At 66.7% G+C, this 21,427-nt stretch carries 20 protein-coding genes and 1 pseudogene; 12 read left to right on the top strand and 9 right to left on the bottom strand.

Translation table 11 applies throughout. The features are described 5' to 3' along the window. Positions 1-22 precede the first annotated feature (22 nt). Positions 23-346 carry an alpha/beta hydrolase fold domain-containing protein gene (locus ACWCQ1_RS49455; protein ID WP_451029784.1) on the top strand — a complete coding sequence of 108 codons (324 nt, stop codon included), beginning with the start codon at positions 23-25 and terminating at the stop codon, positions 344-346. A 50-nt stretch (positions 347-396) separates the two neighbouring features. On the opposite strand, the gene ACWCQ1_RS49450 is transcribed toward ACWCQ1_RS49455, so the two are convergent. From ACWCQ1_RS49450 to ACWCQ1_RS49435, 4 genes are all read right to left on the bottom strand, one after another. Then, positions 397-2,220: a DUF2637 domain-containing protein gene (locus ACWCQ1_RS49450; protein WP_451029783.1), complete on the bottom strand. Its 1,824-nt coding sequence runs from the start codon at positions 2,218-2,220 to the stop codon at positions 397-399. Between the two features lie 235 nt (positions 2,221-2,455). Continuing rightward, the gene (locus ACWCQ1_RS49445) at positions 2,456-3,664 is read right to left on the bottom strand and encodes a ParB/RepB/Spo0J family partition protein (protein ID WP_451029782.1); all 1,209 of its coding nucleotides are present in this window, start codon (positions 3,662-3,664) and stop codon (positions 2,456-2,458) included. Beyond that, on the bottom strand, positions 3,661-4,923 hold the full coding sequence (locus ACWCQ1_RS49440; protein WP_451029781.1) for a ParA family protein: 1,263 nt from the start codon (positions 4,921-4,923) through the stop codon (positions 3,661-3,663). The genes ACWCQ1_RS49445 and ACWCQ1_RS49440 overlap by 4 nt, the downstream gene beginning before the upstream one ends. Before the next feature lie 179 nt (positions 4,924-5,102). After that, complete coding sequence (locus ACWCQ1_RS49435; protein WP_451029780.1) at positions 5,103-5,531, bottom strand: DUF6188 family protein; 429 nt, start codon at positions 5,529-5,531, stop codon at positions 5,103-5,105. 1,184 nt (positions 5,532-6,715) lie between these two features. On the opposite strand from ACWCQ1_RS49435, the gene ACWCQ1_RS49430 reads away from it, so the two are divergent. Beyond that, complete coding sequence (locus ACWCQ1_RS49430; protein ID WP_451029779.1) at positions 6,716-7,651, top strand: ParA family protein; 936 nt, start codon at positions 6,716-6,718, stop codon at positions 7,649-7,651. A gap of 13 nt (positions 7,652-7,664) precedes the next feature. Here the strand turns inward: ACWCQ1_RS49430 and ACWCQ1_RS49425 are convergent, their stop codons facing one another. After that, positions 7,665-8,876: an RNA-guided endonuclease InsQ/TnpB family protein gene (locus ACWCQ1_RS49425; protein ID WP_451029778.1), complete on the bottom strand. Its 1,212-nt coding sequence runs from the start codon at positions 8,874-8,876 to the stop codon at positions 7,665-7,667. A 161-nt stretch (positions 8,877-9,037) separates the two neighbouring features. Here ACWCQ1_RS49425 and ACWCQ1_RS49420 point away from each other — a divergent pair, with 161 nt between their 5' ends. Beyond that, complete coding sequence (locus ACWCQ1_RS49420; protein WP_451029777.1) at positions 9,038-10,009, top strand: hypothetical protein; 972 nt, start codon at positions 9,038-9,040, stop codon at positions 10,007-10,009. Between the two features lie 618 nt (positions 10,010-10,627). Here the strand turns inward: ACWCQ1_RS49420 and ACWCQ1_RS49415 are convergent. From ACWCQ1_RS49415 to ACWCQ1_RS49405, 3 genes are all read right to left on the bottom strand, one after another. Beyond that, positions 10,628-11,344, bottom strand: coding sequence for a hypothetical protein (locus tag ACWCQ1_RS49415; protein ID WP_451029776.1), 717 nt, complete (start codon positions 11,342-11,344; stop codon positions 10,628-10,630). Beyond that, positions 11,341-12,324: a ParA family protein gene (locus ACWCQ1_RS49410; RefSeq protein WP_451029775.1), complete on the bottom strand. Its 984-nt coding sequence runs from the start codon at positions 12,322-12,324 to the stop codon at positions 11,341-11,343. Before ACWCQ1_RS49410 ends, ACWCQ1_RS49415 begins: the two co-directional genes overlap by 4 nt. 384 nt (positions 12,325-12,708) lie before the next feature. Then, the gene (locus tag ACWCQ1_RS49405; protein ID WP_451029774.1) at positions 12,709-13,515 is read right to left on the bottom strand and encodes a hypothetical protein; all 807 of its coding nucleotides are present in this window, start codon (positions 13,513-13,515) and stop codon (positions 12,709-12,711) included. 463 nt (positions 13,516-13,978) lie between these two features. On the opposite strand from ACWCQ1_RS49405, the gene ACWCQ1_RS49400 reads away from it, so the two are divergent. Then, a complete protein-coding gene (locus ACWCQ1_RS49400; protein WP_451029773.1) occupies positions 13,979-14,851 on the top strand; it encodes a S1 RNA-binding domain-containing protein in 873 nt (290 codons plus the stop codon). Between the two features lie 59 nt (positions 14,852-14,910). Here the strand turns inward: ACWCQ1_RS49400 and ACWCQ1_RS49395 are convergent, their stop codons facing one another. Then, a complete protein-coding gene (locus ACWCQ1_RS49395; protein ID WP_451029772.1) occupies positions 14,911-15,660 on the bottom strand; it encodes a hypothetical protein in 750 nt (249 codons plus the stop codon). Positions 15,661-16,335: 675 nt separating this feature from the next. Between ACWCQ1_RS49395 and ACWCQ1_RS49390 the strand changes: the two genes are divergently transcribed. The 8 genes and pseudogenes from ACWCQ1_RS49390 to ACWCQ1_RS49355 form a co-directional block, all read left to right on the top strand. Next, entirely contained in the window at positions 16,336-17,445 is a 1,110-nt protein-coding gene (locus tag ACWCQ1_RS49390; protein ID WP_451029771.1) for a bifunctional DNA primase/polymerase, read from the top strand. Then, on the top strand, positions 17,442-18,965 hold the full coding sequence (locus ACWCQ1_RS49385; RefSeq protein WP_451029770.1) for a DNA primase family protein: 1,524 nt from the start codon (positions 17,442-17,444) through the stop codon (positions 18,963-18,965). The genes ACWCQ1_RS49390 and ACWCQ1_RS49385 overlap by 4 nt, the downstream gene beginning before the upstream one ends. Beyond that, positions 18,962-19,363, top strand: coding sequence for a DUF6009 family protein (locus ACWCQ1_RS49380; protein WP_125195902.1), 402 nt, complete (start codon positions 18,962-18,964; stop codon positions 19,361-19,363). The genes ACWCQ1_RS49385 and ACWCQ1_RS49380 overlap by 4 nt, the downstream gene beginning before the upstream one ends. A gap of 528 nt (positions 19,364-19,891) precedes the next feature. Further along, complete coding sequence (locus ACWCQ1_RS49375; RefSeq protein ID WP_451029769.1) at positions 19,892-20,146, top strand: hypothetical protein; 255 nt, start codon at positions 19,892-19,894, stop codon at positions 20,144-20,146. Continuing rightward, entirely contained in the window at positions 20,143-20,517 is a 375-nt protein-coding gene (locus ACWCQ1_RS49370; protein ID WP_451029768.1) for a PIN domain-containing protein, read from the top strand. Before ACWCQ1_RS49375 ends, ACWCQ1_RS49370 begins: the two co-directional genes overlap by 4 nt. A 38-nt stretch (positions 20,518-20,555) precedes the next feature. Next, a complete protein-coding gene (locus ACWCQ1_RS49365) occupies positions 20,556-20,789 on the top strand; it encodes a hypothetical protein (RefSeq protein WP_451029767.1) in 234 nt (77 codons plus the stop codon). Continuing rightward, the gene (locus ACWCQ1_RS49360) at positions 20,783-20,983 is read left to right on the top strand and encodes a hypothetical protein (protein ID WP_451029766.1); all 201 of its coding nucleotides are present in this window, start codon (positions 20,783-20,785) and stop codon (positions 20,981-20,983) included. Before ACWCQ1_RS49365 ends, ACWCQ1_RS49360 begins: the two co-directional genes overlap by 7 nt. A 28-nt stretch (positions 20,984-21,011) precedes the next feature. Next, positions 21,012-21,427 (top strand): annotated as a pseudogene (locus ACWCQ1_RS49355) (transcriptional regulator); the annotation flags it as partial.

Genomic DNA, 21,427 nt, shown 5'->3' with positions numbered 1-21,427 from the left:
TGCCGGCCGGCGGCCACTGCTGGTGTTCTTCCACGGCGGCGGGTTCATCGCCGGTGACGTGGACAGCCACGACGAGCTGTGCCGGCTGTTGTGCACACTTGGAGACCTGCACCCCACAACCGGAACCGAAACAGCTGCCGTCACTACACCACTTGGTGGGACGCCACCGGATCACCGAAGGCGCATCGGCCTGCAGAGGTCGAAGTCGTCAAGGGGGGCGTCCATTTCAACGCGCAGGGCAGGCAAGACTCCCCCTACGAGTGTTGATTGCGCAACGCCTGCGGCGCACGGCTGCGCAATCGGCTCGACGTCTGCGCAATGCCCCGCTGAGCTGCGGTTCTCTTAATTGCGCAGCCAGCGGTTTGCTCACCATGGCACACCGCCAAGGCGCGCTTCTTAGCGCTGCGCCTGCGCGTGGTGGCGGGTCAGCGCCTGCCAGCGCCGTTCGAAGTCGGCGGCCTGCTCTGCAACGTAGTCGGGTGTGAGAGGCCGGTTGTGCTGCGCGGTGACCCCGCGGTCTGCGCACTCCTGCGCAATGGCGTCGAGGGACGGAGTTTCACTGCGCAATCGGTGTTCCGCCCAAAGGCTGTAGACGCGGAACGGCAGGAGGTAGCGGCGCAGGGTGGACGGACTGACGGGCTTTCCGCCGCGGCCGGTCATGCCCTTCTTCCCAGCGAGGTAGGCAGAGAGCTGCTCGGCCTTGGGCTCCTCGCCATGCTCGGACTGGTACTCGGCCCAGGCGAGGTAGTAGCGGTCCACAGTCGTGAGCCCTGCGAGCTCCCCGATCGCGCCGCCCTCGGCGGACGGATCGTCAATGGATGCACTCACCCGGGGACTGCGCCTCTCCTGAGCGGGGCGAGCGCCAGCCCCGGCCCGTGTCCTCTCAGACTCTTCCTCGTTCAGGAGGGGCGCGCCGACAGCTCCCTCGTCGGCGAGCGGCTCCGTCTCCTCGAACTCGCGCTGGCGGAAGGCCGAGATGAAGGACTCCAGGGCTGCTCCCGTGATGGGCTGGCCGTTGCCGCCGGTGATCTGGTCCCGCTCGTAGACGTACGTGGCGAGGTCGGCGGCATCGGGGGAGGTCCCGTGCTCCTGCGCGTAGGTGAGCCAGGCGTTGTAGAAATAGTCGTCCCATGCGCCGTCCGCGTCGTGCAGGGCTTCGGGTTCACTCCCCCGCCGGACTGCTGACCTGTAGCGCTGCTGGAGACTCTGCAGCAGGGGTTCAAGCTGTTCCTCGGACAGCGGCCTGCCGGCCGCAGTGGCGATGCCGTACTGGTCTTGGAGCCACATAGCGAACTGCGCGCTCGTTGGCTCGTGCCCGAAGGATGCCAGCCAGTCCTGATAGGCGGTGGCGAGGTGATGGGGACTCCCATGGTCCACCAGGCTGCGCGACGCCGCTGAGGCTGCGGTTCGCGGCTGCTCCACGAGGTGAGGCTGCGCGCCGCGCACCGGCCCCAGTTCCTTCACCTGGGCAACGTGAGCGCCGACTTCCGGGCTCTGCCGCTGGGACGGAAGCGGGGGCAGCTCGGCAGCGAATTGAAGCGGCGGCTCGTCGATGCCCGCCGCCGCGAGGCCGGCCGGGGCCGTCTCCGCCAGGGGGACGCCGTAGCGGGCCAGCCGCAGCGGCATCAGGGACTCCACCGGCGCCTTGCGGCGCCAGGCGCGGCCGAACCTCGAATGCAGCCGGGCCCGGTAGACGAGACGTTCCTGCTCCAGCTTGATGACCTGCTCGTAGGAGCGCAGCTCCCACAGCTTCATCCGGCGCCACAGCAGGAAGGTCGGGAGGGGGGACAGCAGCCAGCGGGTGAGCCGCACGCCCTCCATGTGCTTGTCGGCCGTGATGTCCGCGATGCGGCCGATCGCGTGCCGGGCCGCCTCCACGGCGACGATGAACAGGATCGGGATCACGCCGTGCATGCCCACGCCCAGCGGGTCCGGCCAGGCCGCCGCGCCGTTGAAGGCGATCGTGGCCGCCGTCAGCAGCCACGCCGTGGGCCGCAGCAGCGGGAAGGGGATGCGGATCCAGGTCAGGAGGAGGTCCAGGGCGAGCAGGACACAGATACCGGCGTCGATGCCGATCGGGAACACGTACGCGAAGTTCCCGAAGCCCTTCTTGATGGCCAACTCGCGGACCGCCGCGTACGAACCGGCGAAGCCGATGCCGGCGATGATCACGGCGCCGGTCACGACCACGCCGATGAGAACGCGGTGTCCCCGGGTCATAAGGGATATCCCGTCCTTCTCTTCAGCCACGTACCACTCCCCCAATCGAACCCGACCACTGGCTGTTCTCAGCCTCCCATGATCCGGAACTGATGGCTCCCGCTGACTCACCGTCAAGGACGGTTGGACGTAGAGAAGTGCGCGACGCGCGTCCTCGCACACAGACTGCCAGCCCATCAAGGTCAGCCGTGCAGATGGCCAGACGGAGCCATCTGGCCATCTGCACGGCGCGACATCAGCTAGCGGAAGCCGCCTGGCTGTCCCTGTGCTTGATGAGCAGGTCCAGCATGGTGTCGAACTCCTCCGACGGCATCTTGTGAATCAGCAGCTGTGCTGCAAGCGCGCCTTCTTCGTACGGGAAACGCTTGAGCTGCTGGTTGCCCGCCTGAGGGGGCTCGGCGTGAGTGGTTTGCACAGGGACGGTTGGCGCGGCCTTCCCTGAACCGTTGTCCGATGGCCCGTCCTCCGCAGCGCTCTGCCGCGAGTTCGTGGAACCGGCTGAGGCTGCTGCGCGGCGAGCCACTCGTTCAGAAGCCGGCGCCTCAGGAGAGGCGGCCGGGCTCTCCCATCGTTCGCCGTCAGTCGCGGCCGCTGCTTCGCTGCCAGCGACCGCTGATCGGTCAGCTGTACCGCCGGTGATTACGCCGTAATCACCGGCCCGGCTACCTGCAGTGGTGTCTTCGCCGACACCAGGCGCTTGCTGCGTGCTCCGGCGCTTCGCTGCCCGCGCCTCCTCTTCCTTGCGCGCCCGATTCGCCTTGAGCTCTTCCAGTGCGGCTTCCTGTTGGTCAACTGGCTTGTTGCCGACGGCGCGCAGCAGGTCGATGGGCTCTACGCCGATACGGGCCTGGAGTGCCGGAGCCAGGTTGAGAAGGGCGAGCCGCTGGGAGATCCAGCCCTGGGAGCGGTGCAGGCGTTTTGCCAGGGCTCGCTGACTGCCGTGAATGTCCAGAAGGCGCTGGAGAGCGCGGGCTTCGTCGAGCTCTTCGAGGTCCTGGCGATGGATGTTGGCTACGAGCGCGGACTCGAGGAGCTCTTCGGGGGTGGACCCCTGGTCGTCGCTGACCATCACCTTGAGCTGAGCAAGGCCCGCTTCGCGGGCAGCGGCGAGGCGGCTGCTGCCGTCGACCACGACATGGGTGGTGTTCGGTTCGAGGTCGGGTTCGCGCTCGGGGTTGGCCTTGATGTAGGCGTCTCGGTTCATCACCGTGATTGCCTGCTTTTGCCCGTGGGTCTTCAGGCTGCCCGCAAGGTCGGTGAGGTCGCCGAGGTCGGAGCGCGGGTTGTCCGGGTTGAGGCTGATCCGGTCGACGGAGATCTCTGTGGGTGCCGCAACGCCCTCAGTCGGGACACCCGTGGCGGCGGCCACTGCCTGGCGGCGTGCGCTGACCGGGCGCACTCCCCCGCCGAATCGTCCGGCGCCCAGCTGGTCGGCCTTGCTCACGAGACCTCCCTTGCCAACGCGCGCATGCCAACCGCCTGCTGCGATTTCGGTGCATAGGACAGCAGAGGCTTTTTCACTCGGACGGCTTCCTTCTGTTCCTTGAGGTCTCCGATGAGTCCCACGACCCGCGGATCCTTTATGTCCACCCATCCCTGAAGCGAGGAGGTGGCGATGTAGCCGCGGCGGGCGTCGTAAAGGTTGACGACGATGCCCAGGTAGTCGATGTCGACTTGCAGGTCACCGCGCAAGTCGTCGATCTGCGTGGTGAGCAGTTCGTAGGCGTCGGCGGAGCTGTCCTCGGCCTGGACGACGATGAGGGCCCCGGACTGGCCTGGCTTTTCGCCCTCGCGTCGGCGCCCGTAGTAGGCGGCGGCGTCCATGCTGAGGCCCAGGCTGGGCGGGCAGTCGACGATGATGACGTCGTAGTCGGCTTCGAGCGGCGCCAGTGCCCGCTCGAGGGCGGCTTCCCGGGCCCGCACGGCGGACAGGCGGACGTCGAGCAGGAAGGCGTCGTTGCAGGCGGGCAGAAGGTGAAGTCGGCCCTCGAACGTCTCCTCGTCAACGGAGAGGATGAGGTCGCGTAGGTCGCCCTTGGGGTCGCCGGCCATGTGATTGGTGAGGCTGTCACCGTTCATCGGCAGCGGTGTGCCGCCCAGTTGGTTGGTCAGGTGGCATTGCGGGTCGAAGTCGACGAGGAGCACCCTCAGACCCAGTCCGGGCAGATTTTCGATGTCGAATGGGTCGTCGTCCGGCTTGGCTTCGTCGTCCGTCTCGCTCGCACGCAGGGCTTTGGCGAGGGCCTTGGCCACGCGTACGGCGTGCAGCGAGTTGGGGTCTTCGGCCAGTGCCTGGCCGAGCCCGGCAGTGATGGCAGTCTTGCCGACACCACCTTTCTGATTGCAGACGACGATGCGGCGGGTGATCGCGGGCCGTTCGATGTCCGGGGCGGGGTTGGCGTCGAGCCACAGCTGGACGGCTTGAGCGAGGCCCTGGATCAGCGAGACCCGTCGGTCTGCGGCGATCTGCCGGAACTCCTCCCACTGCCCGGAGGGGAGGAAGGTGGAGAAGGAGTCGGCGCCGGCTGTGTCGATGGCGGCCGGGGTGAAGGCGAGGCTGCACCAGTCGCTGATTCCTTGCTCGACTGCGGCCTGGATCTCGATGCCGTGCTGGGCGGCTCTGATTTTGAGGTTCTGCCGGAGCCATCCCGGCAGTTTGGATACGACCTTCTCGCGGTCGCTGGAAGTGGCTGGCGAACTCATGGAGGACACCATACTAACGCGAGTGATCAAATACAGCATCGACGCGTTAGCTAGACCAAGTTGGAGGCAACTTGGCCATCCCATGCTGCTGACCTGCATGGACTGGATCGCGTGAGACACGCGGACTCAACTCGTTGAGAAGACGGCAAGTCTTGTGGCTGCCGCATCGCGTGCCACGGCTAGGACTCACTCGCTCCTGAGCCGGACCAGACGGCGAGGCCGCCTCCAGGCAGTGACGCGAAGCGCCATCCTGTCGGACCCGTTGCTTGCCACGCTTCGAAGGCGGAATCGGGTGAGCAGGTCAGGTGGTGGCCTGAGTCGAAAACGAGACGAAGGGTGCCGGCCTTGAACGCGACCGCCGACAGGACCTTTGCTCCGAAGAGTGCAAGGGCCGCGGCGACGTCCTGCGATTCCGGGTTCAGGAGCACGGACGGGTTGGCGTGGGCTGTCCCGTGCGAGAGGTTGACGGGTGCTTCCAATGCGACCTCCCAGTCAGAGTCGAAGGCCAGCACGAGCCGGAAATCCACGCTGATCTTGGTAATGCCCCTGCCGCGAAGGTTCAGGAGCCACCGGTCCTCGTGTTCGACGGGAGTCTCTTCCGTGCTCACTCCTGCACCTTGGCTGGTTCGGCAGTCGAGAGCCATGGGATTTTCACGTCCGTGCCCCGCGTCCACGTACGACGACTCGATGTACGGCCCCGTCTGATCCAATCCAGCCGGTACAGCCATCCAGCACCCCCGCGCCCTCACCTGTGCGACTCGGTTCGCTGAGACGACTACACGATGGAGTTAATCAGGACAGGCGTGCCGTCCGCTCGTCTGCCCTAGCTCTGACAGCCAGTCTAGTGATTACGCCGTAATCACTAGACCCCGACATGCAGCCACCGCGCGGAAGACGCAGCTGTCCTTTGACATCCAACCTAGTCGCCCCAGGTCAAGGCATCGCACCGGACTAACTTGGCTGTCAAAGGACAGCTGTGTCGGCATTGTCGGGCGCGAGGGGGGAACGACCACGGCTCCCGTCCGCGAATCGTGCTTACCCGCCCGGAGACTCGTGCGCCGAGTGGCGGCCCGACACGCCTACGTGGACAGCTTCGGCCAGCCCCTTCGACCTCAGCCCTCGCCACTTACGCGGGTAATCCGTCCACGACCGGCCGGCTGGCGATCCCATCACCTATCGGCGACGCACTCGCAGCACGTTCAGGCGGACGTAAGTACGGCAGGACCATCCACACCACTTCGCGCCCGCGCCGGTGCTCGACGAGGCATTGCTCACCGGGGCTGAGACTCCGACACCGCCTGGGTGATTACGCCGTAATCACCCAGCGGCCGGGGCAGCCGCGCGCACAAGTGATTACGGCGTAATCACCCCACCCCGAAGTCCTTTGGAGGTGCTCCTACTGGGCCGTGCCGTCTGCGTCCGTCACGCCCCAGCAGGAGCACCTCCGTTGTACCGGACGCGCCCACCCGAGAGGGCAGATACCCCGAGAACCCAATCAAGCGGCCTGCGCGAACTGCGGTTGTCCGAACCGGACATCAAGCAGCGGAATTGAGTCTCATCAACTTCCCAGAAGGGGTGGAGGAGGCTGACCTGTGCCAGGGATCGATGACGGGTCCTGGTGGGCGGTGTACGGGATCACTGCGCGCTAGCCGTCCACGTCGGAAGCGCGGACGGATTGACCTCGTGGGAGCCGCGACAACAACCCCAGGCCCCCCAGAGGGCCGGATATGCCAGGATGCCCCTGCCGCGTGTCATCCGGGGCGCGGCGGTATGTACGAGGAGGCCGCTTCCGGTGCTGAGCGATGCGGTGCAATTCATCGAGCCGCCCCAGAACGCCGTCATGATAGGCACGGGCAAGGGCGGAGTCGGCAAGAGCACTATCGCCGCCCACAAGGCCGCGTGGCACGCTGCCCGCGGCGAGCGGACCCTCCTGATCTGTATCACCAGCCAGGACGACGACGACTTGGGCATCGAACGGTTCAGTCGGGGCATCCGGCCCGAAGGGCCCTCAGTCCTCAACGGCCTAGGCCTGTACAGGTCCATCCAGGAACGCACTCCCCTGGTGCCCGTGCGCGAAGTTCGTCCCAACCTCGATGTCGTTCCCGGCGGCGAAGCTGTCGGCGAGCTGCTGACGTTGCTGACCGCGCGGATGCCGGTGGAAGGCATTCACGTCGTATCCTCCCTTGCGCGCGCGCTCGCTCCGCTCGCCCCCTGGTACGACCAGATCGTGTTCGACAGCGCGCCCGAGCAGGACAGCCTGGAGCAACTGGCCCTGGCGGCCACGCGATGGCTCTTCGTGCCCACCCGCTCTGATGACACGTCTATCCGGGGCATGCGGCGTATCGCCCGCAACTACAAGCTGGTGCGCAAACAGTTGAATCCCTATCTCCAGGTCGCCGGCGCGTGCCTCTACGGGTCGAATCCGAGCGCGACGCAACTGCATGACGAAGTACGGGCGGAGGTCCTCAAGGAGCTCGGACCTAGCACACCGATGGCGTCCGTGGTCGTCGGCTACCGCGAGATGCCGGCCGTCAACGCCCGCCGGAAAGGCCTGACTTTCGGCGAGTACGCCGCGCTCCTGCCTACCAGCGCGAAAAGCTACGACGTTGCGGCCGGCCGGGCGTCACGGGCTGATGTGATCCCCCCGTCCATCCAGCCTCTGGCTCAGGAGATGGACCTGCTGACTTCAGAAATCGACGCACTCTGCAGGAAGGCTGCCAGCTGTTGACTTCCTCCCCTGCCTAAAGGCGGGGGATTCCAGCGGTCGCCCGCTGGGGTTCCTGCTTCACCGACGACCGCCCCGTCCGGGAGGACTCCCGTTGAGGTCTTACACCGTCTCCACAGGCAGACGCCGCCAGCCCGGCGGCCAGGATGTTGCGTGCCGCGTTCACGTCGCGGTCATGCACCGCGCCGCAGTGCTCACACGTCCACGCGCGGACATGCAGCGGCAGCTTCGCCGCGACCGTGCCGCAGTTTCCGCACAGCTTGGAGCTGGGGAAGAAGCGGTCGATCACGACGAGGTCGCGCCCGTACCAGGCGCACTTGTACTCCAGCATCATGCGCAGGTCCGTCCAGGCCGCATCCGAGATGGCGCGCGCGAGCGTGCCGTTCTTCAGCAGGTTGCGGACGGTCAGATCCTCGATCACGACCACTTGGTTCTCGTGGACGATGCGCGAGGTCAGTTTGTGCAGGAAGTCCCGGCGCCGGTCAGCGATCCGCGCATGCACCTTGGCAACCTTCCTGCGGGCCTTGGCCCGGTTCGCGGAGCCCTTCGCCTTGCGGGACAGCTCCCGCTGCGCCCTGGCCAGACGGGCGCGATCCCGCCGTTCGTGCCGGGGGTTGGCGATCTTCTCCCCGGTGGACAGGGTCACCAACGAGGTGATCCCGGCGTCCAGGCCGACCGCCGCCTGCGGGGCGGGGGCCGCGGCGATGCTGTCGTCGCAGAGCAGGGACACGAACCAGCGTCCCGCCGCATCCCGGGACACGGTCACCGTGGTCGGTACCGCACCCTTGGGCAGGGGGCGCGACCAGCGAATGTCCAGGGGCTTTGTCATCTTCGCCAGTGTGAGCTGTCCGTCGCGCCAGGTGAAGGCGCTGCGGGTGTACTCGGCCGAGGCGCGGGACTTCTTCCGGCTCTTGTAGCGGGGGTACTGCGCGCGCTTGGCGAAGAAGTGGGCGAACGCCGTCTGCAGATGCCGCAGCGCCTGCTGCAGCGGAACGGAGGACACCTCGGTCAAAAAGGCGAGTTCCTCGGTCTTCTTCCACTCGGTCAGCGCGGCGGAGGACTGCACGTAGGAGATCCGGCGCTGCTCGCCGTACCAGGCCCGGGTCCGCTCCTCCAACGCCTTGTTGTACACCAGGCGGACACAGCCGAACGTGCGCGACAGCTCCGCCGCCTGCTCGTCCGTGGGATAGAAGCGGTACCTGAACGCCCGCTTGACCTGCTCCGCCATACCTCACACCGTATCAGCTCCCGTGTGAGCGCTGGGTGTCGGCCGGCTGCCGGCGAACGCCGGTCCGCCCCGGCGGCGAACCGGCTCCTCCTGCCCTGCTCCGCAGGAGCTTCGCTTCCTCCCCCGGCTGAAGCCGGGGGTATCCACGAAGGAGAGACCCGATGAGCGGCGTATTCGACGAGGACCCGGCAGACGCGCTGGCGCAGGGGAAGGGACTGGTGGGCGGTGGGCTAACCACGATGCTGCAGGAGGCCACCGTCGTGGTGAAGGCGCCGGTCGGCACTACCCTGGAGTCCATCCCTGAACCTCGCCTCCCGGCCGGCGAGGGTGAGCTCTCCGCTCAGGAGAAGGAGACCCTCGAGGCATGCAAAGCTGGGATGAACAACCTGCACAACGCCTTCTGGATCGCCGGCAAGTCCTTGGAGACGATGGCCTCCGGCAACTTGCACCGTAACGAGGGCTACGGCAACTTCGCCGAGTTCGTGTGGGCGAACTGGGAGATCTCCGAGTCCCAGGTGTATCGGCTGATGGACGAATGGCGCATCGGTGAGGAGCTGAATCAGCTTGGCCATCGGCCGCGCGAGTCACAGATCCGGCAGTTGACCGACATCAAACGGTCCGCTGGCGATCGGGCCGCTGTAGCGGTCTACGACGCAGTCGCCCGTTCCGGGAAGCGTGTGACCGCCAAGCTCCTCGAGCAGGTAGCCCGACAGTTGCCGCCGCTGACGGAGGAGTTGTCGCCGGCGCAGATCGGATCAATGGTTCGGTCGGTGCTCACTCCCCCACCCTCGTCATCGGGAGCCGACGACGCTCAGCCTGGGCAGGGCGGACGGTCAGGGAGTGACAGCGCTGGAGTCCACACCATCACCTCGCTCGGCCGGGACGAGGACTCCCCAATTGGGGAGTTGGGCGACACGCATGGTGATAGTGACGTCTCGAGTGCAGTGTCGGAGGATATGGAGCGACTGCAGGAGACGCTGGCCCTTCTTCGCGAGGCGGCCAAAGGTCTGAGTAGGCCCGCGGTGAGGCGTGCGCTGGAGGAGTCCCCGGCGGCAGCTGTCGCTCTGCTGGACGCAATCGCGACCGACCTCAACAAGATTGGCCGCGCGGTTGCGGTGCGTCGGCCGAACTAGCGGCGAGACGAGGAGCATCGGGCGGAGTCAGAAGAACTGGCGCCGCCCTTCGTCGCATGTCGCTGCTGCCTAGCGTTGCGATGCACTTCGACCGATCCATGGCGCTTACCGCCACGCTGACCGGACTACGCTCTGGCTGCGGAAGCTCTGCTCAATGCGCTTCTACGTGCATAGTTTCCGCTCGTCTAACGGGCCGAGCGGGGGCGGTGGCCAACGGGCAACTGGAACGGTGCATCCGGGGGGCTTCGTTGAGAAACGGGATAGGACCGCTCAGTTCGATCGCTGCGGGATAACAGTCAAGGGCCTTCTCCAGCTCCAAGGCGTCGAAATGCTCTGGAGGGTGGTCGCGGCGGGCCAGGCGCCGGTGCAGTCCGCCGAGCGTGGCCCAGGTTTCGGCGTCGGCAGCATCGAGTTGGACGGCGCGGGCGAAGGCTTCCGCGGCTTCCTCAGCGCGCGTTCGGCCTCTGCGTGGCGGTTCTCCTTACGTAGGGCGACTCCCAGCTCGAAGTGGCCGCGGAGGCTCGCAAGCAACCCCGCCCGTGGCCAGGCGGTGTCCAAGGCCGGTCGGATGTACTCCCTCCCTTCTGGCACTTTCGGGTTGGGGGGAGCGGCGCCGCGTCACCGCGCGGAGCGCTTGGGAGCTGATGGAAGCGGGGGGAGGAAGGCGTCGAGGATGGCATTGAGGAAGTCGCTGCGGTTCGGGAAGAGGTAGGAGTCGCAGAACGCGTCGTAGACGGCGAGTTCGCGTCCGGAGGGACGGAACGACTGCTGGGTGCGGCTCTTGGTGCGTCCGCGCTCCACTCGACGGTTCGGGACGTCTCCGAAGAGGCCGTCCTCGTCGAGGTCTTCCTCAGCGAGGGGTTGTTGCTGGTGCCGGACGTCTTCTCGCAGTTGTTGGAACAGATCGTTTCTTTTGGCATGGAGAAAGGCCCGGCGGACGACGACGGCGTTGGTAGGTTCGTGGCCGGTGGCCAGTTTCTGGGTCGTCTGGTACTGCTCGAACCGTCTGCGCACTTCCGTATCGACCATGATCAGGCATGGGAAGGGGTCCTGGGAGTCGGCGCGGGAGTGTGCGGCGGGTGTCGGGTTGTGCGGCGCAGCAGGTCTGGGGGGCTGCTGGGGTGGCGCCATGTCGGGTAGGGCGGCGGCAGTCGGCCGGTGGCCCGCTGCGGCGGCGTCGATTGGGCTTGCCGGATGTGCGGGAGGTGCTGGGCGCCGGGCAGTGGGGGCAAATGCTGCCGCAGCAGCCTGAGGAAGGGCGAAACCGTCGAGGCTTCCGTCGTCCTCGGGCAGGCCTCCGCTTCTGGTGTTGTCGCTCGCGGTCGTTTTGCTCATGCTGCATCTCCTGCATGGTGGTGTGCGGCGTCGAGATTTGCTTTGGCCTGGAGGACTTCCATCGCGAGTGACTTGTAGTCGCCGGCCAGGGCTTTGATGGAGCGGTGCAGGGCGGGATCGAGGTCTTTCAGGCCGACGAGTTCCTGGGGGACCTTGCCTCGGGATCTGCAGGCGACGGCAGCGGACTCGACGTGTCGGATGCACTGGTCAAAGACCGGTGCGTTGCCTTTGAGGTCGGCGGTGAGTTGGTCCTTGATGTTGGACTGCACCTTGGTGGCGGTGGAGTTCGTACCGAAGACGGCGACGCCGAGGAGCCGTAGCGCCGGGTTGAGCGTGATGGCGCGGGCGAAGCGCCGCGCTACGGTGCGGAGTCCCTTTCGGGAGGAGGGATCACTGCGGGAGGGGATGAGGACCATGTCTCCGGCGACGAGTGCCTGCAGCTGCAGGGTTTCGCTTCCGGGCGCGACGTCCAGGATGATCACGTCGTAGAGATGGCGTACTGCGTCGAGGGCGGAGGCGTACATCCCCATCCAGGCGGTCTGGTCCTCCGGGGTGTTGGTGAACCTGGCCGCGCGTCGCTGGCAGTACAGCTCTTCGATGATGTCTTCGAGTGCGGCACCACCTGGGATCACGTACAGGTTGGGGCGGGCCTCGCCGGTCGGTGTGAGCGGTTTGCCGTCCAGGATGGCGGCTGCCTGGGCCTGTCCTCCGTCGTCGAGGTCGCTGCCGGTGAATCCGAGGTCCTCGCCATTGTTGCCCTGCTCGTCCATCTCCATGAGAAGGACGCGGAGTCCGAGCATGGAGAGGGCGACGGCCAGAGCGGCAGAGAGGCTGCTCTTGCCGACTCCCCCCTTGCCGTTGACGATGACGAAGATCTTGGAGGCGTGGAGGCCCTCGGCCATCAGGTGCAGTCTGCGCTGCAGAGCGGTCTTGACTCTGCTGAGGTCGACGATGCCGAGTCCTTGGAAGGCCCGGTTCACACACCTCACCTCTCATCTCATAAGGAACACAATGTGATGATCGACGCTAAAGGTGCATGTGTACTCGCCCAGTGCGACACGCAGGCGGGCGACGAAGAGCGCAGGCGTATTCCCCTGATCAGGCCTGACGACCAGCCCGAGACGGAGCCTTGCAGGTCGCAGCGCACCTGGCACGCCATATAGGACGGCTCATAGCGTCGCTGCGGAGACGGAAGGACAACGTCTACGAGGCTCGTCGGCCACTGCATCTACAAGACCCACGGACAATGCGCTGCAGCGCATGAGACTCCCCAATTGGGGAGTCGAGTGCCACAGCCTGCTCTCGCAGGAAAAGGGATCGCCGCTGGCGCCGAAAGCAGGCATCATGGGAGCCCCTATGTAGGTTCATCCGGCCACAAGCTCGGCCGCAGCCGCGTATGCCAGTTGAGCCTCGGGAGTTGCGGCCGCCGGGCGCCCTGTCGTCCGTTCGATCTTCCTCAGTTCTCGGACCACGGCCGCCACATAGGTCCTGAGACTGACGATCCGGGTCGCCGTGGTGCAGTCGGGGAGGACTGTGGCGACCTCATCGAGCCAGTCGGTGACGTCCGCACCATCATCCAAGCCGGCCCTCTGCTCGACCAGCCGCCGTGCGACCGGCACAAGGAGCTCATGGCGGCGAACCGCCTCATGCTCTATTCGACGCGCCTCGGCCTCGCGCAGCGCCGTCTGCCGCTCCGCCTCGAGCACAGCTTCTGGTGTGCGGCGCACAGAACCGTCAACACCTCGGGCAGCATCAGTCAGTGCCAAAGCGCGGAGACGAGTCGCCTTGTTGTACGCGGCGCTCGCGGTCCTCACGGCCAGGGCCGGCACCAGTTGGGCCCACTCGGCGTTCGCTTTTCGGGCATCTTCGATGGCCCTGGCCTGATGGATGTCGGCCTGTTCGCGGATGTACTCCCACAGCTTCACGCGCGCGATGGCAGCCGCACGGCGCGCCTCTGTGCTCCGCAGTGCACCAGCGTGAGCTTCGAGATGGAGAAGAGCACCGTACAGCTCTTCGTCCGCAGGCATCCGGCTCAGCGATTCATCTTTCGCGTCCTCGTGCAGCTGGCGCAGCACCCCGACCAGTGCGGCGGCGTCGAGAGGCCCAATCCGGGTGCGCGGCTTGAGCAGGGGCTTTTTCACATCCAGCTTGCGAGAGGTACGTGCTGCCATCCCTCGAGTGTGCCGCCTGGTGCTGATTCACAGAATGTGAATCGACGAATTGTGTCCGTCTCGACATGACTCCCCAATGGGGGAGTGATGCGCAACCATGAGCCTGAGCACGGTACTTGTCGTCTTTGCGTGACTTTTGTCGTACGGCGCCTTGACCTCGGCAAACGCCCTGCTCGGAGCGTCGTGTATCGGCTCCTGGAGGGGGTGACGACAGGCACTGTGCAACTCTCCCGACAGATGTCGTGCAACTACGGCTGCCAGCCGCAGGTCGGAAGGTCGACGCACGACATTTACCGTGCTCCGGCACACCATGAGCCTGGGAATGGTTAGGTGTCGCATTTGCACGACACCAGTCCTCATCCGCGTCCGACCTCTTGGTGCGGGTGTGAGCCGTGACGTGCTGGTTGGAACCAGGTCACGAGAGTTGGAACCAGTCCGGCCGGCACTGACTAGGCTCAGCTCCATGTCCGCGCCAGCCCCCGACCCTCGCATGCAATCCTTGATCAACCGCCTCGGGCCGGGGGCTGTGAGAACGGTGAAGGTCACCGGGTTCGACGGAGCGGACGTCCTGGTGCAGCTCGTAGAGGCCGAAGGAGAAGGGACTGAGATCGGGCGGATTCCTCGAGAGGAAGCGTCGATGCGGCGGATGGAGCATCCATCCGAGCTGTTTGAGGTCGGCCAGAAAATCGATGCCGAAGAGATTGGGCGCTGGCGCGAAGACCAGCTTCACCTCTCTGCCAGGGCGTGCGAGATTCCAGCCTTGCGGGCCTTCCTCCTCGCGCTCGAACGAGGGCAGATCGTCACCGGGACAGTCTCCGAGGTTCACAACTTCGGGGTCTTCGTTCATGTCGACGGTGAACCGGACGGCCTGTGCACCGGCTTCATCCGGGTGCCGGACCTGACGTGGAGCTGGATCAGCCACCCCTCCGAGGCAGTCGAAGCCGGCCAGCGGATCACCGCTAAGGTGATCGTTGCGGAGACGCGCTCCGGACAGGTCACACTCTCCTTGAAGGCTCTGCAACAAGATCCGCTCATTCGGTTCGCGGATCAGGTCGGCCGGAACCTCACCGGGCCGGTCACCAAGATCGTTCCTTTTGGTGTGTTCGTGCAGCTTGCTCCCGACGTTGTGGGCTTCCTTCATCTCTCCGAGCTGACTGACAAGCCGGTCGAGACCCCGGATCAGCTAGTCAATGAAGGCGAGCTGATCACTGTGAAGGTCGCCGAGGTCGATCTCCAGCGTCACCGAGTGCGGCTGGGTGCCGCTGGCGGAGCGGACAGAATCTGGCGAACTGAATCCAAGAAGGCTGACAACTCGGGTCGATGGCAAGAGGCGTGACCACTTGGTGCCAAGAAGCGTGTCCCGCCGACCAGAAAACACCAGCGCGCAGGGCCTCATCAGTTCCAACTGAACGTGTCCAGGCTCAAGGTGCACTCGGGTCGCAGCTGGCGTGTGGCGGCGGAAAGGAAGCCGGCGAGAAGGTGGTCGCGGACTGCGGTAGGGGAGGGGAAAGCGAGCAAGTCGGCAGGCTCGCGCAGGTAGGCCAGTGTGTCAGGATAACGTTCCTCGTATGCGGCGGCGAGGTTGAGCCGCCAAGGGGTGCTCAGAGCGCAAGCCAGCACGGCGCCGGACGGGCGACTGAGCGCGCTGAGGACCGGGCTCCAGCGTTCGGGGTTGCTGCTGCGGGCGGTCAGGTAGGCGTGGGCCTGCGCAGGGGTGACAGGGTTGATGTCGATTCGGGCGGCCGCCTGCACACGGACCCCCAGAGTGGCCAGGTACTCGTACTCGGCGGTGCGGCACGTGAGGATGAGGGGGGCGCTACCGCTTGGGTGGGCGTAGGCGTTGATCTGCTGGACGGCGCGCACGGCGTGTCCGAGACCGGGCGGAGTGGCATCCGTATCCATCTCGTTCAGACCGTCGAGGACGGGGAGAATGCGGTGCTGGTCGATCAACATCGCCACCTCGTCGGCGGTGAGATAGTCCTGGAAATGCTCATGGACCTGGTCGATCAGCCAGTCCCTCAAGCTAGATTGCGTGTCCCAGCCAGCCAGGGGGATGCGAACCGGCACGGGGTCGTTCGGGCGCAGGGGTGTTGTGGTGAGCAGGCCCAAGATGATGTAGACGTAGCCCATGTCGTTCGGTGCCACGGCCGCGACGGCGGCGTGGTTCAGGTAGTCGCGTAACCAGCTTCCCGAGCGGCGTGCACCAGCTTCAGCGTGATCGATGTGCTCCCTGTGTCCGCTCCAGTCAACCGGCCTGGTTTGACACGCCGTCGTCACCACAGGCAGCTGCCACCGCTACCTCAACAGGACGCCAGGCAACTGCTGTCTGCCAGCGGGACAAGCAGCCGCCGTGTCCGGCGCTCAGTCGCTTCAGTCGCTTGGGTCGCTTGCTGGATCCGGACAGCGACTGAAATTCCCAGCGACCCAGCGACTGTTCAGTCGCTCAGGCTGGACCGAGAGATAACTGCTGGTCAGAGCTTTGTTCATGCGGCAGGAGCGACCGAAGCGACTCGAGGCGCGCATATATGCCCGGTGTAACTGTGTGTGCGTGTGCGTTATATATGTAAGGCTTCAGTCGCTTCAGTCGCTGTTTTGGGTTGTGCACCCTCCCTGACCTGGTGTTTTTTCGCCGCCTTGAGAGCAGCGACCGAACGGTCCTGGGTCGCTGAGCCGTTTGCTGAGTCGCTGTGGGCGGGTCAAGCTGCAGCAGGATCGGGCACAGCGTCAGGGTTGTTCCGCATGTGCTGCACGCTCCCCCGGGGCGAGTTCGCTAGTCTGTGTCCGTCGTTGAGTCGCTTCGGTCGCTGATAGGGGGCGCGCATGTCTGCTGAGCTGCAGTTTCCCCGCAGCGACCAAAGACCGGCTCCCGGCGGCAGGCCTTCAGTCGCTGGCTCTCTCGCCACCGCGCAGCTGTGCGCCCGCCGGGGCTGGCCGGTGCACCCCCTCGCTCCGGGCCGCAAAACGCCTGCCGCGAACTGCACCACCTGCCGCGAAAGCACCCATGCGCCGGCGGAGTGCCCATGCCTACGCGCGGGCCGCTGGTGCCACAGCTTCCACGCCGCGACCCTCAACCAGGGCCGTATCCAGCAATGGTGGGGCCAGAACCCCGAGTTCGGAGTCGGCGTCTCCTGCGGCCCGGCCGGCCTGGTCGTCATCGACATCGACGCCCACTCCACCGAACCCCCCGCACGGGACCGCATCCTGCCCGGCATCCCCATCGGCGACCACATCGACCTCACCGGCCTGGCCAACGGCTTCCACACCCTCGCCGTCCTCGCGGCCCTGCGCGGCCAGCAGAGCCCCGCCGACGACACCAGCACCCTGCGCGTACGAACCCCATCGGGGGGAATGCACGTGTGGTACCGGGCCACCGACAACCGGCCCTGGAAGTCCTCCGCCGGCTCCAGCCCCGGGCGGGCCCTGGCCTGGCAGGTCGACATCCGCGCCCACGGCAGCTACATCATCGCCCCCGGTACCACCACACAGGCCGGTACCTACACACCCGTCGACGACGTCCGCGAACCCGCCGCTTTGCCCCTGTGGCTGGCGCAGGAACTCGACCGCACCGGACACCTGCCGGCCCCGCACATCCCCGCTCCTCGCCCGGTGCCGCCCCGCGCCCAGCAAGCCGTCCTGGCCGCTGGCGGCCGCCGATGGGAGCGCACCCTGGCCGCCGTCCTGGCCCCCGTCGAGGCCTGCGGCCAGGTCGCCGAGGGCGCCGGCTTCTCCGACACCCTCAACCGCGCCGCCTACACGCTCGGCGGCCTCATCGCAGCCGGCCGGCTCGAGCGCCAGGACGCCGAGGACGCGCTGCGGCGGGCCGCGGCCGCCGCCCGCCCCGGCCAAGAGCTGCGCATCGAGCAGATCATCCGCAGCGGGCTCACCGCAGGCCTCAACAGGCCCCTGCACGCCACCGGGAGGCGCCCGTGACGTCCCCCGGCAACGAGACTCTCTTCGAGTTCGACCCCGAAGCCGTCGCCGCCCAGATCCGCGCCCAGACCCCCGCCATCCCCCGGCCCGCCCAGGCCGACACCGAACGCCCACCGGCCGGACACGCCACCCCTGCCGGACTGCTGCCCGACACCCTCAGCGAACGCGGGAACGCCAAACTCTTCGTCAGCCTCTACGCCAACGACTACCGCTACGTCCCCAAGATCGGCTGGTACCGGTGGGACACCACCCGCTGGCAGCTCGATGAGGACGACACCGTTCTGTGGGCCGCCGGCGACCTCGCAGAGAACATCGCCGACCACGACCCCCTTGGCCGCTTCACCATGCAGGCCCTGCACAAGCACCGCACCCGCTCCATGTCGACCGCCGGCATCAACTCCATGCTCACCCAGGCCCGCTCCGCACCCGGCATGGTCCTCGCAGCCGACCGCCTGGATGCCGACTCCTACGCCCTGTGCACCCCCCAAGGCGTCGTCGACCTGCGCACCGGGCTGATCAGCGCTCCGAACCCCAACACGCACTTCCACTCCCGCTCCACCACCGTCGGCCCCCAGCAGATGCCCATCCCGCGCTGGCTGCGTTTCCTCGCCGACACCTTCGGCGACGACGCCGAAGGCCAGGAAATGATCGACTACCTCCACCTGCTCCTCGGATACTCGATCACCGGTGACGTCGGCGCCCAGATCCTGCCCTTCCTGTACGGCAAGGGCAGCAACGGCAAATCCGTCCTCCTCGACGTCATGATGAAACTCCTCGGCGACTACGCCGACGCCGCCCCGCCCGGCTTCCTCATGGCCCGCCCCTTCGAAGGCCACCCCACCGACCTCGCCGAACTCCACGGCCGGCGCATCTACGTCTGCTCCGAAATCAGCCCCGGCGACAAATTCGACGAAGCCCGCGTCAAACTCCTGACCGGCGGCGACCGCATCAAAGCCCGCCGCATGCGCCAAGACCCCTTCTCCTTCCAGCCCACCCACAAACTCTGGCTCCTGGGCAACCACAAACCCGAAGTCGGCACCGGCGGCTTCGCCTTCTGGCGCCGCATGCGCCTCATCCCCTTCGAACGCGTCGTCGCTGACGACCGCAAAATCGACAACCTCGCCGACCTCCTCGTCGTCGAAGAAGGCCCCGGCATCCTCGCCTGGCTCATCGACGGCGCCCGCCGCTACCTCGCCAGCGACCGCGATCTCACCGGCCCCGAACGCGTCCGCATCGCCACCACCGCCTACGCCGAGACCGAGGACCACACCGGCCGCTTCTACGAGGAATGCTGTCGCCTCGCCCCCGACCTGCGTGCCGAACAAACGGCCCTCTACGCCGCCTACACCACCTGGTGCCACAATGAAGGCGCACTGGTGATGTCTTCGCGCGCGTTCGCCGCACGCACCCGCGAACTCGTCGGGCTTGCCTCGCCCAAGGAAATGAAGGTGTCCAACCAGCGCAAGTACTACCCGGGCATCGGACTGCTGACCGACGAGGAGAGGGGCGCCGGCACATGAGTTCCCTGATCGACCCGGACGAGATCAGCCACGAGACCGAACTCGTCTGGCTGGAAGACATCGACAACCTCGACTACGTCCGCCAGAGCCTGGACCGCCTGCCCACCCGCAAGGGCCGCCCCACCTACCGCCGTGACGGTCGCCTCATCGGCTGGGCCAACCTCGCCCCCACCGCCAAAGCCTCCCGCGCCTCCGGCACCTTCCGCCGCCGCGTCTTCTGGCTCCTCCCGCACGACCGCGACAGCCAGCCCGACGGCGACTACGCCAAAGGCGCCCCCTCCGAAGCCGTCGACCCCCGCACCCTCGAACCCCGCGTCAAGGGCTACAAAACCGAACGCTCCCAAGGCGGCCCACCCTCCGCCGCCATGCAGGAACTCGGCATAGAGCTTCCGCTGTAACCTGCCGAGCAGGTGGATTAGCTAGATTTCGCTATGGAGCCACGCGAAGGCTTGGTGGTCGCGAAGCATGGGGTAACAGGGCGCGTGGAATTTACCGTCATAGGCGGACCGTACCGGCCATCTCGAAAAGCCGATCGAGGCAGCAGAGATCATCCAGTTCGCGGACCTGGTGCTGCGCCAGGTCGAGCGGGCCAAACGCCGCATCGGCGGGGCAAACGCGTAGAGGGCGCACACGGTGTGGGGTCTGCGCAGCCGTCGGCCCTCCCGCGGGAGGCCGGGAGGGGCAGCGCAGTCCCGCCCAGGTGACAGCACACGGGCGGGGCCATGGGGCGGGGCCTCCGCCTGGGGAAGGAAGAGGATCACCACGGTCACAGGATGGCACTGGATCCGGTCGCGTGGCGGGGGCAGCCTTGGCATCTCCAGGTCGCCCCGCCTTCCGCGGGTCATCTTGTGGTGGGCCGCTAGCCGCGCCGACAGTGCGCTCGAAGACGTATCCCCATCATGTCTACCGGCGGTAGAATCGGCGCCATGAGCAAGCCGACGAGCATCAAAACCAGCGAGGAAGTGCGCGACCGGCTGCGCATCCTCGCGGAAGAGCGCGGCACCACCATCACGGAGCTGCTGGAGGACCTCGCTACCCGGGAGCTCACGGCGGCCGAGCGGGAGCAGCGCGCTGTTGAGGCTGCCCGGGAGCTCGGCATCGAGTACACCGAGCAGGTACAGCAGGCTGGCCGGGACGCCTGGGCGAAGATCCGCGCCCATCAGGGCGACGTCGCCGCATGAACCTGACGGCCGTCCTGGACCACACGGCTCTGGCCTCCCTGTTCCGTGCGGATCCCTTCTTCACCGGCCTTTACATCGAGGCCTCGCGTGGCACTGGCCGAGTCATCATCCCGTCGCTGTCCATGCTGGCGGCCGAACGGCAGGTCGCCGGTGCCGGCAAGCACGCGGCGTCCCTGCGGTTCGCGGAGAACGTGCCGTTCACCGCGGCGCATGCGGTGGATGCGATGAGCTGGAAAAGCGTCGACTGGCCGGTAGCTCACGCGGCAGCGATCGCCTGGCAGGCGATGAAGGCGGGGGAACCACTTACTGTCCTGTCGCTGGAACCCGAGCTGTACGCGGGCACCGGCATCACTCCGCTGAACCCGACCTGACCTTCGGCCTGCGGATCTGCGACGTCGGCCGTAGGCCTGTGCCCGCTGGTCAGAGGCTTGCCGGACGGGCGCTGCTGGAGGAGCTGACCCCGTACGCGCAGGAACTGATGGACAACCCGTTCGACGCCAGCGGTGACCTCGACTGGTCGGCCGCCTCGGCCCGTGCCGGCCGCAAGATCCGCCGTCTGTGCTCGCGCCACCGCCAGGTCGTTCCGGCCGACGCCGGCGACATCGTGGCCCGCTTTCCCGAAGGTGTACCAGCCGGATGCTGAGCCGCTCTCTGGCCCGGCTCCCCAAGGACTGCGAGTGGATCATGCGGTACCTCGGGTGCAACGAGCACTGGCACCAGGACATCAAGAAGGTGTTCGGAGCCCCGTACCACGACGGCAGTGGCATCGGCCTGGACGTACTGGATGCGCGCGCCTGGTACCGGACGGTCCTTATGGGCGTGGTCCCCGGCCGCTGAAGGAGTTCGGCGACTAGGATGCCGAGCACGACCCGAACTGCTCGCAGGTGAGCATGAGGTCACCGCACTGGACGTCAACGGTGCCTACCTGAGCGCGCTCAAGACGCATCTGCCGATCGGTCAGTTGGAGCACTCCACCGGCAATCACCACGACCGGCGCCGCGCCGGCGTTCACCTGATCACCCCGCCCGTCTGGGAAGACGACGCGATTTTGCCGAATCCGATCGGCTCCCGGGACGAGCCCGGCCCGCTGTGGGTGACCGAACCGACCCTGTGCCTGCTGCTGCGTCTGTCCGGCCCGAAGTACGGGCTGTGCGAGCCGCCGGAGATCCACGAGTCGTGGACCTCGGGCGCGACCGAGGGGCTGCTGGAGAAGTTCCGCGTCGCCCTCAAGGACGCCCGCGAGCGGGCGATCGCCGACGGCGACGAGGTGACGCTGGAGTA

Source organism: Streptomyces sp. NPDC002144 (genome assembly GCF_053593695.1).
Note: the sequence above shows the minus strand (reverse complement) of the source record. Positions and strands in the feature narration are given on the sequence as shown.

What these genes read in the sequence shown, in the direction of transcription:
- ACWCQ1_RS49450 (WP_451029783.1), bottom strand. Translation starts at nt 2,220, where the DNA reads ATGACCCGGGGACACCGCGTTCTCATCGGCGTGGTCGTGACCGGCGCC.
- ACWCQ1_RS49440 (WP_451029781.1), bottom strand. Translation starts at nt 4,923, where the DNA reads ATGAGTTCGCCAGCCACTTCCAGCGACCGCGAGAAGGTCGTATCCAAA.
- ACWCQ1_RS49425 (WP_451029778.1), bottom strand. Translation starts at nt 8,876, where the DNA reads ATGGCGGAGCAGGTCAAGCGGGCGTTCAGGTACCGCTTCTATCCCACG.
- ACWCQ1_RS49420 (WP_451029777.1), top strand. Translation starts at nt 9,038, where the DNA reads ATGAGCGGCGTATTCGACGAGGACCCGGCAGACGCGCTGGCGCAGGGG.
- ACWCQ1_RS49415 (WP_451029776.1), bottom strand. Translation starts at nt 11,344, where the DNA reads ATGAGCAAAACGACCGCGAGCGACAACACCAGAAGCGGAGGCCTGCCC.
- ACWCQ1_RS49405 (WP_451029774.1), bottom strand. Translation starts at nt 13,515, where the DNA reads ATGGCAGCACGTACCTCTCGCAAGCTGGATGTGAAAAAGCCCCTGCTC.
- ACWCQ1_RS49400 (WP_451029773.1), top strand. Translation starts at nt 13,979, where the DNA reads ATGTCCGCGCCAGCCCCCGACCCTCGCATGCAATCCTTGATCAACCGC.
- ACWCQ1_RS49390 (WP_451029771.1), top strand. Translation starts at nt 16,336, where the DNA reads ATGTCTGCTGAGCTGCAGTTTCCCCGCAGCGACCAAAGACCGGCTCCC.
- ACWCQ1_RS49380 (WP_125195902.1), top strand. Translation starts at nt 18,962, where the DNA reads ATGAGTTCCCTGATCGACCCGGACGAGATCAGCCACGAGACCGAACTC.
- ACWCQ1_RS49375 (WP_451029769.1), top strand. Translation starts at nt 19,892, where the DNA reads ATGAGCAAGCCGACGAGCATCAAAACCAGCGAGGAAGTGCGCGACCGG.
- ACWCQ1_RS49370 (WP_451029768.1), top strand. Translation starts at nt 20,143, where the DNA reads ATGAACCTGACGGCCGTCCTGGACCACACGGCTCTGGCCTCCCTGTTC.
- ACWCQ1_RS49360 (WP_451029766.1), top strand. Translation starts at nt 20,783, where the DNA reads ATGCTGAGCCGCTCTCTGGCCCGGCTCCCCAAGGACTGCGAGTGGATC.